Genomic DNA, 16240 nt, shown 5'->3' on the forward strand with positions numbered 1-16240 from the left:
ACCAGCACGCTCACGGACCGCTGATTGACGACGCCCGAGCCATGTTCGCTCGCGGCGTCGATGCGGTACTGGGTGACCGCCTGCTGCTGAACTCGCTGTCCGCCGACGCCACACATCTCTGGGTCGGCGACCTTGCCATCCCACGCGATTCATTCGACCGTTTGGTGGTCATTGGGGCTGGCAAAGCATCCGCCGCAATGGCCGCGGGTCTGTCGCAGTTCATCCAGTCACAATTGCCGACCCTGACTGGCCAACCGATGCCGGTCATCGGACACGTCAATGTGCCCGAAGGCTGCTTTCGCGATTTGCCAGGCATCACAATTCAAGAAGCCCGGCCTGCCGGCGTCAACGAACCGACCGAAGCCGCGATCCAAGGCACGGATCGAATCCTCGAACTGGTCAGCAACGCGGGTCCACGTGATCTGGTGATTGGGCTGATCTCCGGTGGCGGCAGCGCTCTCCTTTGTCGGCCATCGCCCGGCATTTCATTGACGGACAAACTCACCGTCACGCGCTGGCTCAGCTCGCACGGTGCCGACATCGTGGCCCTCAACACCGTTCGCAAACACCTCAGCGACGTCAAAGGAGGAGGACTGCTTCGCGCCAATCGCCATGCACAACTGCTGACGCTCGTGCTGTCGGACGTCCTCGGCGACCCGCTGGACCTGATCGCTTCCGGTCCCACCGTCCCCGATCGCTCCACACCACAAGACGCCCTGTCCGTCCTGCAGCGTTTTGATCCCGAACAACAACTGCCTTCATCCATTTGGAATCGCCTTCGACACGCAGCAGACCATCCCATCGCCACCACCGCCGACGAAGACCACCACCAGACGATCGTGTTGGGCAACAACGCGGTCGCAGTTGACGCGGCGGGCATCGAAGCCGAAGCAAGAGGCTACAACCATGTCATGCACTGCCACCGCGAATCCGAAGGCGACGCGGAAGTCGCGGGGCGACACTTGGCCGACCTCACTCACGCCATGCTCATGGCGGCCCCCAACGTCCACCGGCAGGATGCCTTGCTCAGCGGTGGCGAACCCACGGTTTCATTGGCCGACGCATCCATCCGAGGCGTCGGCGGTCGCAATGGGCAACTGGTCCTGGCGGCCTACGCCAGATTGCTCGAGATCGGTTTGACCGACGACCAATGGTCGCGTCTGGCAATTCTGTCCGGCGGCACGGACGGAGAAGATGGCCCCAGCGAAGCGGCGGGCGGCATGGTCAACGGGGAGATCCATCGACGCATCCAAGAACAAAACTTGGACGTTCACGACACGCTCCGACGCAACGACTCCCATGGCTTCCTGCGACGCGTGGGAGGCCTGCTGCTGACCGGCCCCACTGGAACCAACGTCTGCGACCTACGCATCGCCCTCGTCGATCACCCTCAACACCGCCGCCACACGCCGTCAGCCTCCTAATCAACCACCTATTCCCCACCGCTCCCATCCGCCACAATCAGAAGCGTGCTGAACAAGCACAAGCACCCGTGGCACAACTGGATAGCGCATCGGCCTCCGAAGCCGAAGGTTGTGGGTTCGAATCCCGCCGGGTGTACTCGATCCAAAACCTCTCGGTCTCATGCTTCCACTTCGCACGGACGATTTGAAATGGCTCCGCAATCGGCGCGGCGCCAACCATTCGATGTCGTGATGACCATGGTGCGACCGCCCCATGCGACTCAACGCATCTTCTTTCCAGTGAGGGGCACACCGATCATGCGATCACATTTCTTTTCCTGCAGACTGTTCGTGTTTGCTCTCATGGTTCTGATGTGTGACTCCTTCAAGTCACTGGCTGATGAACCTTCTGCTCCTGCAGACGTGGTCGAATTGCTGGACGGGGCGGACTCTGCCGAGGCAGCCCTGAAGGCGATGATTGCCGCCTCCAATGCCGGGGACGATCAGGCCGCAATGCTGTTGGTCGACCCTGCGATTCGTCCCTTGTTACTGCCCAGCATTGCCATCGAACGATGCGCCATTGATTCTTACTTCTTAGAAACGTGGGCGTTTGGAGAGGACAAAAAATTCCTCGGAGGACAGCTATTCCATTTCACACTCCGAGATCTCGTTCGCATCCGAAGCATCAAACAGTTGGAAAAGCGATTGGTTGATGACAAACGCGTTGTGTTCACGGTACTCACAACCGAGAAGAGCTACCATGAGGAAAAGCACATTCACAACGTGCGATCTTTCCTAGCGATCCGACGTTCGGATCGTTGGTATCTGTTTCGCCCATTCGGAGAACTGACAAATCTCGTTATTGGTTCCTCGGATTGGCAAGACACGAACGAACCGGTGAAATTGGTGAATGCTCATGCCCCTGGTGAGGAAAGTGACAATCGCCAAAACGTCAATTGCGAGTTCGAGTATCTAATCCCCATCGAACTTATCCACGAACACTTGGCGGAAGCAGCAACTGCCCCGGAGATCAAAGAGGCCAATCAATTGGCAAGCAGATTGCAACGCCACTACGACAGCATCGTCAACCGAGCGAAGCGAGGCGACTACCAAAGTCGAAATGAACTCAAAGACGCGATGGATCCGATCGACGATTGGGCTGACATACTCTCAGGAACAACCGCTTCACTGGCCCCGGGCTTGATCGAATTTGCGAAGAAACACGGCCTACAACCAGAGCCAGAATGAATTTAATTGTCATCACAGCGAGGGCCGGGACTGGTGATGATATCAACGCCATCGCAAATTCAAGAGCGATTGTCGGTCGAGATTGATCTGCCCGGCGACAATTTCGTCAGCGATGATCTCCACGAGCGGGGCGATGAAGGAGAAGTGGTCGTGGCTGGGGATCCTGAGAAATTCAATCTTTGGATTCCCGTTCGCATCGACCATGAGCTCGATTGCTCCGGTGCAGTTTCGGGAGGCACCTGCGAAGCATTTCTCACAACTTCGCCCCGGACGGGGCCAACTTCACTAGCTCGGGGTGGAAGCCCCGAGAACGTTGGCGGACATCACTAGGCCGCCCCGAACGGGGCCGCCGTCGATGATGCGTCGCGAAATCAATGAATCTCTGCGCATCCAGGACTCGCTTCAGCATCCACTGCATAAAAACCAAGTTGACATCGACATCTCCCCCCTCGGCAACGTGGAAAGTCCCGCAAGCGAAGTCCACCAAGTCCGCATTGATTCTTACACATCCCAATCGAAATGACGATTGGTGGGTGAACCCGAGATGAAGGTGTTGGCCCACGTGTACATCGAATTTGTCGGGTGTGGTATGGTTTACAACAAGCAGTCGTTCAAGGTGTTCCTATGCCACTCACAGCCGCAGTTGGCAGCAACCTATCCAAAAACCAGTTCGATCAACGTGGTCACCTACGTCGAGGATGCCGGGGATTCGATCAACATCGGAATCACGCCGATCGCGACACGCTCCTTCGGACCGCCGAACCAAGTCAGCATCCCGGTCGAAGAGTGTCCCGAACCGCCGTACGACGAGGACGATTGCGAATACACCTGCAACGCATCCACCGAGGAGTGGGTGAAGACGAAGGATTGTCGCGAACCATGCAACTGCACCGGCCCGCCGGTGGGTGATGGTGTCGAAGACGGCGAGGTGCGTTTGTTCGCGTGTTAGGGCGGCTAGTAACCGCTTGGTTCCCGCAAAGCGGGACACTGATCGGCAAGCGAAATGTCGGGTTTCTCTGGATTGTAGTAAGATTCTCTGCCGATTTTGACCAAACGTGTCATGAGGGCTCAAGTAGAATCGAGTTATGAGCAGAAAGAAGAAACCAGCAAGTTTCACGATTCGAATCAAGGGAGACGGTGTCGACCCTGAGTCGATACCGGTCCGCACGTTGTCCGAAGCCGCTTCTGCCGTCATGCGCCTCGCTGTCGGCGATAGCAAGAGTGAAGCAAGCAAGGTCCGCGTCCTGGACGTGAAACGCGGTTCAGCGATGTACCCGTGTTTGATTGACGACGGGCATGATGTGAACCGGAACCTCGTTGACGCTGGGGAGGCTGCTTCTAACCCAATGTCGGAAAAGCTCGACGCTGAAATGCTTGGTCCGATCAGAGAGCTTTCGTTGATAGCCGGGAAGTATGATGCGGGGTCCGTCGAAATTTACCTTGGTGAGGTCTCGACGAGGAAGCTGAAGGAGGTTCGTCCCGTGGTTGTTTTCAATGGCGGTACCTATTCAGCAATCGAATCGAGTGTGATCGTTCGCGACACCGCATCGATTCGGGGCTACCTTGTCGGCGTCGGCGGTGCTCAAGAGCGGAAGTGCCGAATCAGGATTCCGGATCGTTCAAAGTTGCTTTACTGCAAGGTGCCAGACCAAGACTTGAGCCGTGAACTTGGCGAATGCTTGTACACCTATGTCACTCTCTACGGACGCGGCACTTATTTTCAGCGAACGTGGTGGCTTCTCGATTTTGAGGTGTTCGAACTTGAGAAGAAGTCGGATGACTCCGTGGAGTCCATTCTCGGAAGAATCCGAGAGGCAAGTGGCGATGGCTGGAGCAACGTACAAGACGTTGATGCTGAGTTGCGTTCCCTGCGATGACGAATTCAACGGCCCGTGCCGGCATCGACACAAACATTTTGATCTATTCGACCAGGACCGATGCGGATATACGGAAGCTAATAGACGAGCAAGCGAGGAAAGAAGCTAGAAAGCTCCGTGCGGCTTCACAACGACTACTAAAACGATTACGTCAAGACGATTGGCAAATCTTCATCTCGACAATCACGCTCGGAGAGTACTTGGTCAAAGTCGATCCAAGGGCGCATGCCAAGACGATCATTGAGTTGCGGTCTTTGTGTACGTTCGCAGAATTCAACATTAGAGCCGCAACGCTTGCTGCAGAAATGACGGGAAAGGCGAAGGCTGTCAAACAGACGATGCGTCTCAAAGTCGACCGACCAGTGCTGATGGCTGACGTGAAAATTATCGCTTCCCTCAGAGCAGCCGGCGTCCAGCATTTCTACGTAAACGATGGCGGGTGCTGCAAAGTTGCTCAACAGTTCATGAAAGCAAGCTTGCTGCCGATGGAACCAGTCACTCTCCTAGAAATCATGGAGCAAGACGAAACGGAGAGTGATTGAAACGCCGGCGGTCTGACCTCAAACGTTTTGGGAGGTCTTGCTCATATCAAATACCGCAAACAACGCGACAGCACGAAACGCCTTGCGACAGAGAAAAGCGGGTGATAGCGTAGGTTGCTACGGGAAAACGTTTGGTTTTCGCACCGCGCCAAAAAGGCCTTCAAAGCCGAAGGTTGTGGGTTCGAATCCCGCCGGGTGTATTGGCGTTAACCCCCGTGGTTCGTGGAGCCTCGCGATTGGCTTTTTGGGAACACCGAATCGCGTTGCTGGTTCCGCGCACGCTCTTTTGTTGCCTGGCCAACATTTCTTGACGCAATCAGTCCGGTGGGCCACGCCTTACCAAACGCCCGAACTCGGCATGTTGATTGGATTGTGGATTGGATATTGAAATCGGCGAACTTACTCGTCGGACGAGGCGGGTAAGTCCTCAAAGGGCGCGGGTTCGCCACTGGTGAAGGGCGACAAGTGTGGAGCACGTTTCCCGGCGACCGGGCGGAAGACTTCAGGAAGTGGCAGGAGTTGATCGAGATAGTTCAGTGACTCGTTGCCGTGCAATGCCCGCAGTTCTCCGCCTCGCGCCCACGTGCCGCAGGTTCCGCACAACGTGACGGTGTTTGTCTTCGCTGTGACCACTGTCTTCTCTGCACCACCACCGTCTCGTTTCTTGGCGTCCTCCCCAACGGTGACAACCACCGCATAAGCCGGACTGTGACCGCAGAAAGGGACGTTGTCATCATCCGCCAATTCTTTACGCAATAGCGTGCGAAGCCGGTTGGTCTCGTCGCGGTTCAGCAAGCGAGTCCCAATCACATCAGCCCGGCAATTTTGCCATTCCGTTGGCATCGTGTGATCACCCGCGATCACGCCACGTGGATCCAGCAAGTGAATGACCACTCGGCCCCGAGGAGGATCCGCCGATGCAGGAACAGCCAGCAAAGCGATCAATGGCAAGGCCGAAAGACAGCGTGCGATCCACACAACACTCTTTCCACCATCGGTCACAACATCACCGTCTTGATTCACCATGGTTTTTCCGCAAAGGTTGCAAGGAACGTGGGGCTGTATTGCGACAAAAGATCATCGGAATACTTGTCTTCAAAGATCTCTTTCAATCGAAGCCCCGCTTGAAGTTGCCCGCCGATCAGGTCTTCCAACGAGTGGCTGAAACACAACGGTTCGGAATCTGTTCGTAACTGGTCCAGCTCTTCGGCACTCAAATGCGTTTCGTCGGCATACGGCAAACGGTGCCGGACGGTCAGCTTATCTTGCTCCAGATCATTTTCATCGAACATGAATCGGATGGGATGAACGAAGCCAGCCAACAACCGACCTCCTGGCCGCAAAACGCGACTGACTTCTTCAAAAACTGATCGGACATCAGGTACGAAGCAAACCGAGCAAGGATTGAAAACAACGTCAAAGCTGTTGTCGGCAAAGCACGACAGATCTCGCATGTCCCCCAACACCGAGCGAATCGAAAGACCCTCGCGACGAGCGACCACCTGATCCTGCTCCAATTGATTGGGCGAGTTGTCGAGCACCGTCACCTTCGCTCCCGCAGCCGCAAGCACGGGTGCTTGCTGACCTCCACCGGACGCCAAGCCCAACAGATCGGCACCGGAAAGATCAGGAAACCAAGACATGGGAACCGGTTTGGTTGGCGTCAGCACGACCTGCCAATCTCCAGCTCGGGCTTTGGAAATCACGTCAACGGAGACAGGCACCGTCCATCGGTTCCGCTTCGTTACCTGCGCGTCCCAAGCCGCACGGTTGTAAACCGCGATGTCTTTCATGGAATCCTAGTCCTGAGGGCGTTCGCATCACTCATGCCCTTCGCAAGAACGCAATCCGGAATGCGATAACTTCGGTGATGAACGCATCGCAGACTGGAGCGTTCCTTTCCAAAGACACACAGCCTAACCTGCGGATGCATGACGCATCAAAACGCCAACTCGATTAGGATCAATTCAGGCGATCGCTGGCTCGGGAAGCGGAGCCGACGCCGGGATTCGCGGCGGGACACCTTGAGCCGACTGTTCAATGAATTGCGTGTCCATTCCCAAATCTTGCAGCAACAAACGAGAACTGATGCGGCTGGATTCGTAGATCACGGGCAAACCACTGCCGGGGTGGGTTCCTCCGCCAACCAAGTAAACGCCATCCAGTTCTTCAAATCGGTTGCGAGGCCGTCGATGCAACATTTGCCCCAAGTTGTGAGCCAGATTGAACGTCGCACCCTTGTAGATCGCGTAGTCCGATTGCCATTCATCCGGCGTGATCTGATGCTCCACCCGAATTCGATCACGAAGGCCGTCGAAGCCGACCTCTTCGAGCTTGTCCAAAGTGGTCTCCCTAAAACGCGGAGCTTCCTTGGACCAATCCACGTTTTCGGTTTCGTGGGTGACCGGTGCCAAAATATACAGCGTGCTATGACCGGATGGTGCCAAACTGGGATCGGTCACCCCGGCGTTCTGCACATAGACCGACGGATCCTGACTGAGCACGTGATCGATTTCGATCTCACGGAGATTTCGGTCGTAATCTTTGCTGATGTGAATGCCATGATGCGGTTGGTCTTCGTACAAGCCTTCCACACCCAGATACAACATGTACGTGCTGCAGGAAAATTTCTTCTTCGCAATTTTCTCGTCGGACCAACGGCGACGAACCGAATTGGGAATGGTTCGTGTCATCCAGTGAGCAAAGTCGGCGTTGACCACAAAAGCGTCCGCGTCGTAACGATCGCGACCGGTGTGCAACGCTCGCACACGCCGACCTTCCATTTCAATGGACTCAACGGGTTCATCCAACCGAATCTTCACGCCCATGTCCTGAGCAATCTCGGCCATTCGTTCGCTGACTCGGCTGCACCCGCCGATCGGATGAAAGACACCGTATTCGTATTCGAGGAACGACAGAATGCTGAACAAGCTGGGGCAGTTAAACGGCGACATGCCCAGGTACTTTGATTGGAACGCGAAAGCGATGACCAGCCGCGGATCTTTGAAGTAACGCTGAAGCTCCTTACCGAGCGTTCGCATGGGATGCACGTGAGCCGCCGCCCCCAACAACGATGGCTTCAGCAAATCCATCGGTGAGTTGAAAGGCGACTCCAGGATCGGACGAAACTTTTCGAGTTTGACACGGTTGTCGTCCATGTAGCGTTTGAGTTGCCCGACATCTTCGGGTGAGATCTTGGCGATCTGGCGATCCATCTCATCCATGTCCGGCGTGCAATCCAGCTGGCCACCCCCGCCGAAGGTCAACCGATATTGCGGATCCAACCGCTCCATCGGCACCTCTTCCATCAGATCGTGCCCGGTCGAATGAAAGATCTCATCCAAAACGCGCGGGTACAAAAAGAACGTCGGTCCACAATCAAACCGATATCCATCAATCTCGATCGCGGAGGTCCTGCCGCCGACTTGGTTTCGTCGTTCCAGGATGGTGACATCGCAACCACCGGCCGCCAATTGCATGGCTGATGCCAACCCACCGGGGCCTGCCCCGACAATGACGACTTTCCGCTGCGACATGACTACCTACCGACCGAACCGTGAAGACCACTCAACCGCACGCCCAAACGGTGCTGCGGGACTGGGTATCTTACGCGTCTGACCAGTGTCACCGATACGGCAGGTCAATTTGCACCTGCGATCGGGCTGACGCCATCGATCGCGACAGGGCCGTGGGTCACAGATATTGCTGGTAGGCAGCGACCGCCAACTGATCGCAACGTTCGTTTTCGGTGTGACCCGCGTGGCCTTTGACGTGATGGTAGGTCACACGATGCGTTTGCATCTGCTGATCGAGTTCCTGCCACAGTTCGACGTTCTTGACGGGAACCAGCTTGGAACCGTCTTTTCGCTTCCACCCGCGACGTTTCCAACCCGCCATCCAACTCGCGATGCCTTGACCGACGTAGTTGCTGTCGGCGTACAGCTCCACCGCACAGGGTTCTTTCAGCGTTTCCAGCCCGCGAATCACGGCCATCAATTCCATTTGATTGTTGGTGGTGTGCGGCTGGCCTCCCGATCGCTCGATCTCTTTCAACGTGCGAGGACAACGCAGCACAAACGCCCATCCGCCGGGGCCCGGGTTTCCACTGCAAGCACCATCGGTGTACAGCTCCACCGGCTTCAATGCCTTGCCTGAAGTTGATTGCGTCATCGTCGTTCCGCCTGTGCCTTGAGATTCCGTTCGGATCGTGTTGCCAGTGGTGCTGCCGTTAAAATTTTCAGCCGGTGTTGCGTCCCAACTGCAATCCGTCGGGGGCAAAGATGCCACGCCCACCATCCACCGGCAGACAAACTCCGGTAACGAAAGTGTTTTCGCACAAAAAGCTGACCGCGTGAGCCACATCGTCTGGGGTGCCGACGCGGCCGACCAAAGTGCTCTGAGCCAACTCGGCCACGGTTTCTTCCGTCACGTCGTCGGACAACAGCACCGGACCGGGCTGCACACAATTGACTCGAAGGTTGGAGTTCATCGCGCCAAGTTCTACCGCCAACGACCGAGTCATGACCTCGATGGCACCTTTGCTGGGGAAGTACGCCGCGTGGTCAGCGTAGGGTCGCACCGTCGCCCAATCACCCAAGTTGATGATGCATCCGCCGCTGGGTTGCGATGTCATGTGACGCCCCGCCGCACGAGCGCACAGCAGCGAGGCAACCGAGTTGATCTGAAAGTAGCGACGGATCTCGTCACCGGTGATTTCGGCCAGCGGAGTCGGCGTCCAGATCGCGGCGCTGTTGACCAAAATATCCAGCCGCCCGAAACAAGCCGCGGCTTCGTCGACGATGCGGTCACAGGCCTCGTCGTCTTCCAACGTTCCCTGAACAACGGCCGCACGACGACCGAACCGCTCCTTCCAAGTTGCGGCCGCTTCGTTTGCCTCGTCGGTGCTGGTGTTGGCGTGCAGCACCACATGACAACCGCGACGCGAGAGCTCTTCGGCGATCACGCGACCGACACGGGGTGCTCCACTACCGGTGACCAATGCCACCGGATCATTGGTTGCAAACGTTTCCTGCAATCGCGAGCGACGTGTTCCGCTACTCACGTCAGACGCTGACCTCTTCGCACGATCCGGTGACTTCAAAACCCAAGTCACGAATCATGTCGTAGTCAGCTTGAGGAGCTTGCCCCTGCGTCGTCAGGTAATCACCGACGAAGACACTGTTCGCGACGTACAGCCCCATCGGTTGCAATTGACGCAGGTGCAGTTCACGACCTCCCGCGATGCGCAGTTCACGATCGGGATTCACAAAGCGGAACATCGCGAGTGACTTCAAAGCGTCTTGGGGTGACATCGCATCGGTGCCCTCGAGCGGCGTTCCGTCGATCGCGTTCAGAATGTTCACCGGAATGGACTTCACGCCCAAGTCCCGCAGGTCAAACGCCATCGAGACAATGTCCTCTTTGGATTCGCCCATTCCGATGATGCCGCCGCTGCACATCTCCATACCCGCGTCGCGAACATTTCGCAGCGTTTGCACGCGGTCTTGATAAGTGTGCGTGGTGCAGATCGTTTCGTAGTGCGATTCGCTGCTGTTCAAATTGTGGTTCACGCGGTCGACGCCGCAAGCTTTCAAACGCTGTGCTTGCGACTCATCCAGCAGTCCCAAACAAGCACAGATATCCAATCCATACTTCTGCTTGATTTCAGGAACGATGGTTTCCACCGCTTTCATTTCACGCTCGTTGGGCCCCCGTGCGGAGATCACCAAACAGTACGTTTTCGCACCTCGTTCGGCGGCCACCTTCGCGGCTTCCATCAACGCATCGCGTTTCAGGATGTTGTATTTCGGAATGGGTGCGTCGGAGACCTTCGACTGGCTGCAGTAGTGGCAATCCTCGGGACAAAGACCACTCTTGGCATTCATCAAGAAATACAACTGAACGCTATTGCCAAAGTGTTGATGCCGGATCCGATAGCCCGCCGACAGAATCGCGGGCACATCCAAATCAGACGCCTCCAGCATCGCCAACGCTTGCTCGCGAGTGATCGGGGTGCCATCGAGGACTTGTTGAGCCAGCGCGTCGTAGTATCCCGGAGGAGAGAACTCACCGGCTTTGGCAGCCGGGGCAACAACGGAATCAGCAGCACTGGAGTCAGCAACGCTCATGGAACCAATTGGGTCAGCGGGGAGGGGACGAAGACGCGAATATTTGATCGTCGGCACGATTCAGCGTGTCATTTCAGACTGCATCGTCGACGTTTGGACTTCCGACGACAAGCCGGGGCGTTTCCCGGTGGGTGAGGACGGGACAGCCAACTCCAGAATTTGATCCAATTGCTCTCGTAATTCAATCATCTGATGCTTGCTCAAACCTTGCCCAATCCAACTGGCAATGTGCAGGCCGAGGATCCCCAGGATCGCGATCGGCAGAGCCCACACCGCACTGATAGCACGGCCCAAACTCCACTGCACGTAAACCACCAGCAATCCACCACAAAACAGCAGCCCCAACGCGAAGTAGAGGAACATGCAGAACGTCCAAATCTCGGGGCGTGGCGAAAAACGTCCAAATAGCTGCGAGCGTCCCGCAGGTGAATCCTCGGAAGAAACCAAAGCTGACGAGACGTGGTCGTGTCCCGACTCAGGGACGTCACTGATCTGCACCGACAGATGAGGCGACCAGAACCGAGTCTCGTCTTTCGGTGGCGCTATCTCGACGCATGTCCCAGCGGTCACCGCCCGAGTAGACGCCCCCAAGGAAGCGATGGCGTGCCGCACCCGACCCATCAACTCTTTTGACGGGAGCGGAAAATCCATAGAGAATGTCGGTTGCATTTCAAGGGGGGACATCGTTCAGAACCCTTTTTGCGGCGGATGATCAGCACAACTGTATTCTGGATTGCCTCGACAACGGAGACTATCACAACAAAAAAGGCCACCACAGGAGCGATCCCGCCCGCTGCCGTTCCGGCTGGTTGCTGACTTGGCGATTGGTCGCGACACTTCGCCGCCTCGTCACTTATTTCCGCTCTTCGAGACGCAACCGTGCAGGACTACCGCCACACAAAAATCATCGCCACGATCGGCCCCGCTACCCAGTCCCCCGAAAAACTGGCTGCGTTGATTGAAGCGGGTGTCGACGTCATGCGTTTGAACATGGCGCACGGAACGCCTGAGTGGGTCCTAGAAATCGTTGCTCGCATTCGCTCCGTCTCGAAATCCATTCACCGCCATGTCGCGGTCATGATGGACGTCAAAGGCCCTGAAATCCGCACCGGGGCGGTGGATGACCCCATCGAGCTGAAAGCCGGCGACGAACTGGTCCTGTTCACCGACGAATGCTCGAACCAATCCGCACTCGAATCGGATGGCACACCACGCGTCAGCGTCAACTATCCGGGACTGCCGGGTGCCATTGATTTGGACAGCACCATCTTGGTCGACAGTGGGCTGCTGCATTGGCACGTGTTGGCAAAGGATGCCACGACGATCCGCTGCCGAGTGATCACCCCCGGCGTCTTGGAATCGCGACGGCACATCAACCTGCCCGGAATTCAAGTCAATCTCCCCGCGATCACCGACAAAGACAAAACCGACTTGATCGCCGGGATCGAAGCGGGCATCGATTTCGTGGCGTTGTCGTTCGTTCGCCAGGCCGAGGATGTCGAGACCCTGCGCGAATTCCTGGACCAACATGATTCACATGCACGTATCATTTCCAAAATCGAAGACCAAGCCGGTGTTCGCAACATGGAAGCGATCATTCGCCAATCCGACGCCATCATGGTCGCTCGCGGTGACCTCGGAATCGAAATTGACTACCACCGCCTGCCGCTGGTCCAAACGGAGCTGATCCGTGCCTGCCAAGTCGAAGGCAAACCGGTCATCATCGCGACTCACTTGTTGGAGTCCATGATTCACTCGCCGGTTCCGACCCGAGCCGAAGTGTCCGACGTCTGCAACGCCATTCGCGAACAGGCCGACGCCGTGATGCTTTCGGGCGAAACCACCACGGGCAAATATCCGCTGGAGTCCGTCGGTGTGCTGCAGAACATTATCGGCAGCATTGAACCAACGGTCAGCCGCCAATTGAATTCCAAGATTGTCCTGCGGGAACCCAAATCAAAGATGCTTCGGTCTTCAGCCATCTTGGCTCAGGAGCTTGGCGAATCAGGAATCGTCGTCTTCACCCGCAGCGGTTTCCTGGCTTACGTCCTTGGTGCGCTGCGACCGCGTGGCGTGCCAATTTTTGCGTTCACCGACATCGAACACACCTTCCACCACCTGTTGCTGCCTTGGGGCGTGGAACCTTTCCTGATGGACTTCTCGGAAGACCACGATGAGACGATTTCCAACGCGTTGGAAATCTTAAAGGAGAAAGGCTGGTGCAAACCCGGCATGTGGCTGGGCGTGATCACCAACGCGCTCGCCGACGAGAAGATCGTCGACACGCTCCAGCTCCGCGAAGTCCAGTAGACCCGCGCGAAGCCCAGCAGAGCCAATAGTTGGCCAAACCGTCTTCTACGCACCGCTCGTGCGATTGGTTTGGCCGACTGCCAACATGTTCCTTTCGCAGAGTCCCGGCTCGCGAATTGGCACACTCGTTGCATTTTCTGGGTGTCACTCAAGCTGCCACTGTCAATTTGTCAAACTGACATACCGACCGCTGGCGGCTCTTTTCTGACACCCATTCTTTTGTTGCACACCCGTGTAGCTGGAGGACAAAGATCATGCTTGCGACCCGCTGGGAACCCTGGAACGAACTGAATCGTTTGTCACGTGAGATGGATCGACTCTTCACCCGCAATGGGGCGTCCGTCCCATCGTCGGTGACCTATCCCGCGCTCAACGTATGGGAAGACGAAGGGCACTTGCACGTCGAGGCCGAACTGCCCGGTTTTCAATCTGACCAGATGGAAATTTACGTGGATGCCAATCAACTGATACTCAAAGGCGAACGAACGGCACCCGAGCGGAAAGAGGGAACATGGCATCGACAGGAACGAGGCTTTGGAAGCTTCCACCGTTCACTGGAGCTCCCCGCTGATGTCGACGCAGACGGCGTCACGGCGGACTTCAAAAACGGAATCTTGCACGTGACGCTACCTAAAAGCGAAGAAGCCAAACCGCGACGCATCGAAATTCAATCTCATTGACCTTCGTTGCATTGAATCAAAGCGTTTGCCGTTTCAACACAAAGCCCATTTGCTTGGAGATCCATCATGAGCACAACTCTCACAACTCAATCGAATGAATCCGCGTCTTGCCACGAGGTGCAACACACCGGAGGCGAAGAACCACTTCGCAGCCGAACGTTCATGCCTCGGTTTGACATCTGGGAAGACGAACAAGAACTCACGCTTTTTGGCGACTTACCAGGTGTTACACCGGAGGACCTCGACGTCGAATTCGAAAATCGAATGCTCACCATTCGTGGCAAAGTCGCCTCGGGTGACCGACCAGCCAAATCGTTGCAATCGGAATACGAAGTGGGGGACTACCAACGCAGTTTCACCATCGGCGAAAAGATCGATGCTGCCAACATCACCGCTGAACTGAAGGACGGCGTGTTGACACTGCATCTGCCGAAAGTGGAAGAAGCCAAACCCCGCCGTATCGAGATCCGCTCGAACTGACCGGCCGGACGGGAAGCAAACCCGCTTTGCCGTTCATCCAACTGAATCGCCTCAATACAAACGTCCGCGTGGGATTTCCCATGCGGACGTTTGTCGTATGGCTGCGTCGTGTGAACGCGTGGATCAGTCGACCAACTTCATGGTCTTCAGCGCTTCGCGAATCTTGGCTTGTGTCTCCTCACAAACATTGCTCAGCATCGGCTGGATCGGGCCTGTTTCAGCGACACCCGCCAACCTGACTGCCTCGTGCAGCACCCGAATCGGATGGATCCCATCTCGCAAATCTTCCAGAGGGCGGAAGTACTGGCGAATGGATTCGGCCATCTCGATGTCATCGCTTTGGATCGCTCCCAACATGTCCATGCTCTTACGAGGCGAGACACAAACACAACCGCTGGTGAAACCGGTGATGCCAAAGTCACGAAGGTGAACGATGGCGGGTTGCTCACCGATGCCGCTGACGATCCGCTCCGCGGGGAATACGTCGGTGACCTCGCGAAGGTAGTTGTCTTCGGCGGGGTTCTCACGCACGACGGCGTACTTGATCCACGAGATCGCACCGTCTGCTTCCAATGACTGGATGTCTTGCGGTTCCAACCAACGGTCGTGTTTGAGATAGACCACCAACGGCTTGCCATACTGCTCGGCCAACATCCGAATCCCCGTTGCGATGCCCGCCGAATCGACGATGTCTCGCGAAGGCAACAACATGGCGGTGCCGAAATCGAACTCTTGCAAAATGCCAATTTGGTCCGAGGCGATTCCGTAGGACGGCCCGATCGATGGCACGACGGTCGTGTCGGGACCAGCCGAATCCGAAAGCATGGCGAGCAAGTTGTCAAAGTCAGCGAGGCTGGTGTGATACAGCACCGCGTTGCCACCGTAGAGTAGCGAACGCACGCCACCGGCTTCGAGGTAGCGGATGATCTTTTCGTTTTCGTCAGCGTCGATTTGATAGTCGGAATCACGAGCCAACGGTGGCACGGCAAAAACAGACTCAGGCAACAAAGCGGGATTGAAGGGTCCGGTTTTCATGGTGGGAACTCAGGAGGCGGGTCCGCAAACAACCACGTCGAGTTTTCGCGGCAAAGTGTGGGGAGAAAATGAGGCCAGTAGTAAGGCCAACAAAGTAACCACTTCCAACGGTGGAAGCGACGGTGCCACAGCTCGGTCCCTCGCGGACCAGTGCCAAACCGACCACGCCAGACGGCCGACTCCACGATCGCTGACCGGAAAATACCAAGGACAACGGCCCGGAGGTTTGGGTGGATTGTGCGATGTTGCGAAAACGCAACGTCTGTGCGTTTGACGAAACGGCCTCGGCAAAATAGTGAAGATGACTGCCCGGGTGGCTTGCAAAAGTGTCGTTTTTTACGGGTTTTTTATGCATTTGGCTTAAGTCTTGCCTACGCTTATTTGTGCGGCCAATTTTGGCCGGGGGATGCTTGCCGCGCTGATGGCAAGCCCTTTCCTTTGGACACGCCATTGCAACAATCCGGTGTGCTCCGCGAATTGGGAGCCGGCGAGTTCGTCTCGACACACTCGCCGTCCGAATTGCGGAAAGTCCCATTT

Annotated in this window: 16 protein-coding genes and 1 tRNA gene; 9 read left to right on the plus strand and 8 right to left on the minus strand. The window is 56.4% G+C overall.

Annotation, left to right across the window (positions count from 1 at the left end):
* The first annotated feature begins 41 nt into the window (after window positions 1–41).
* From LOC70_RS00825 to LOC70_RS00850, 6 genes are all read left to right on the plus strand, one after another.
* The gene (locus LOC70_RS00825) at window positions 42–1424 is read left to right on the plus strand and encodes a glycerate kinase type-2 family protein (RefSeq protein ID WP_230251879.1); all 1383 of its coding nucleotides are present in this window, start codon (window positions 42–44) and stop codon (window positions 1422–1424) included.
* Between the two features lie 62 nt (window positions 1425–1486).
* Window positions 1487–1560 (plus strand) — tRNA-Arg (locus LOC70_RS00830).
* 215 nt (window positions 1561–1775) lie between these two features.
* Window positions 1776–2651 (plus strand): hypothetical protein, encoded by an 876-nt coding sequence (locus LOC70_RS00835; protein WP_230251364.1) that lies wholly within the window; start codon window positions 1776–1778, stop codon window positions 2649–2651.
* A 529-nt stretch (window positions 2652–3180) separates the two neighbouring features.
* On the plus strand, window positions 3181–3600 hold the full coding sequence (locus LOC70_RS00840) for a hypothetical protein (RefSeq protein ID WP_230251365.1): 420 nt from the start codon (window positions 3181–3183) through the stop codon (window positions 3598–3600).
* A 136-nt stretch (window positions 3601–3736) separates the two neighbouring features.
* The gene (locus tag LOC70_RS00845) at window positions 3737–4528 is read left to right on the plus strand and encodes a hypothetical protein (RefSeq protein WP_230251366.1); all 792 of its coding nucleotides are present in this window, start codon (window positions 3737–3739) and stop codon (window positions 4526–4528) included.
* Window positions 4525–5070, plus strand: coding sequence for a hypothetical protein (locus LOC70_RS00850; protein WP_230251367.1), 546 nt, complete (start codon window positions 4525–4527; stop codon window positions 5068–5070). Before LOC70_RS00845 ends, LOC70_RS00850 begins: the two co-directional genes overlap by 4 nt.
* 399 nt (window positions 5071–5469) lie before the next feature.
* Here LOC70_RS00850 and LOC70_RS00855 read toward each other — a convergent pair whose 3' ends face one another.
* The 7 genes from LOC70_RS00855 to LOC70_RS00885 all read right to left on the minus strand — a co-directional run bounded on the left by LOC70_RS00855 (window position 5470) and on the right by LOC70_RS00885 (window position 11849).
* The gene (locus LOC70_RS00855) at window positions 5470–6096 is read right to left on the minus strand and encodes a hypothetical protein (protein WP_230251368.1); all 627 of its coding nucleotides are present in this window, start codon (window positions 6094–6096) and stop codon (window positions 5470–5472) included.
* On the minus strand, window positions 6090–6863 hold the full coding sequence (locus tag LOC70_RS00860; RefSeq protein WP_230251369.1) for a class I SAM-dependent methyltransferase: 774 nt from the start codon (window positions 6861–6863) through the stop codon (window positions 6090–6092). Before LOC70_RS00860 ends, LOC70_RS00855 begins: the two co-directional genes overlap by 7 nt.
* Before the next feature lie 174 nt (window positions 6864–7037).
* On the minus strand, window positions 7038–8606 hold the full coding sequence (locus tag LOC70_RS00865; protein WP_230251370.1) for a phytoene desaturase: 1569 nt from the start codon (window positions 8604–8606) through the stop codon (window positions 7038–7040).
* Between the two features lie 157 nt (window positions 8607–8763).
* A complete protein-coding gene (rnhA, locus tag LOC70_RS00870) occupies window positions 8764–9240 on the minus strand; it encodes a ribonuclease HI (protein WP_255715097.1) in 477 nt (158 codons plus the stop codon).
* Window positions 9241–9307: 67 nt separating this feature from the next.
* On the minus strand, window positions 9308–10132 hold the full coding sequence (locus LOC70_RS00875) for an SDR family NAD(P)-dependent oxidoreductase (protein ID WP_230251372.1): 825 nt from the start codon (window positions 10130–10132) through the stop codon (window positions 9308–9310).
* 1 nt (window position 10133) lies between these two features.
* Window positions 10134–11198, minus strand: coding sequence for a biotin synthase BioB (bioB, locus tag LOC70_RS00880; protein WP_230251373.1), 1065 nt, complete (start codon window positions 11196–11198; stop codon window positions 10134–10136).
* Window positions 11199–11258: 60 nt separating this feature from the next.
* A complete protein-coding gene (locus LOC70_RS00885; protein ID WP_230251374.1) occupies window positions 11259–11849 on the minus strand; it encodes a hypothetical protein in 591 nt (196 codons plus the stop codon).
* Window positions 11850–12077: 228 nt separating this feature from the next.
* Here LOC70_RS00885 and pyk point away from each other — a divergent pair, with 228 nt between their 5' ends.
* The 3 genes from pyk (at window position 12078) to LOC70_RS00900 (ending at window position 14668) form a co-directional block, all read left to right on the plus strand.
* Window positions 12078–13508: a pyruvate kinase gene (gene pyk, locus LOC70_RS00890; protein WP_230251375.1), complete on the plus strand. Its 1431-nt coding sequence runs from the start codon at window positions 12078–12080 to the stop codon at window positions 13506–13508.
* A gap of 254 nt (window positions 13509–13762) precedes the next feature.
* The gene (locus LOC70_RS00895) at window positions 13763–14188 is read left to right on the plus strand and encodes an Hsp20/alpha crystallin family protein (RefSeq protein WP_230251376.1); all 426 of its coding nucleotides are present in this window, start codon (window positions 13763–13765) and stop codon (window positions 14186–14188) included.
* 66 nt (window positions 14189–14254) lie between these two features.
* Entirely contained in the window at window positions 14255–14668 is a 414-nt protein-coding gene (locus LOC70_RS00900; protein WP_230251377.1) for an Hsp20/alpha crystallin family protein, read from the plus strand.
* Window positions 14669–14791: 123 nt separating this feature from the next.
* Here LOC70_RS00900 and LOC70_RS00905 read toward each other — a convergent pair whose 3' ends face one another.
* The gene (locus LOC70_RS00905) at window positions 14792–15703 is read right to left on the minus strand and encodes a dihydrodipicolinate synthase family protein (protein WP_230251378.1); all 912 of its coding nucleotides are present in this window, start codon (window positions 15701–15703) and stop codon (window positions 14792–14794) included.
* Window positions 15704–16240 lie beyond the last annotated feature (537 nt).

The organism is Rhodopirellula halodulae (assembly GCF_020966775.1).
In the GTDB taxonomy this organism is placed as follows: Bacteria; Planctomycetota; Planctomycetia; order Pirellulales; family Pirellulaceae; genus Rhodopirellula; species Rhodopirellula halodulae.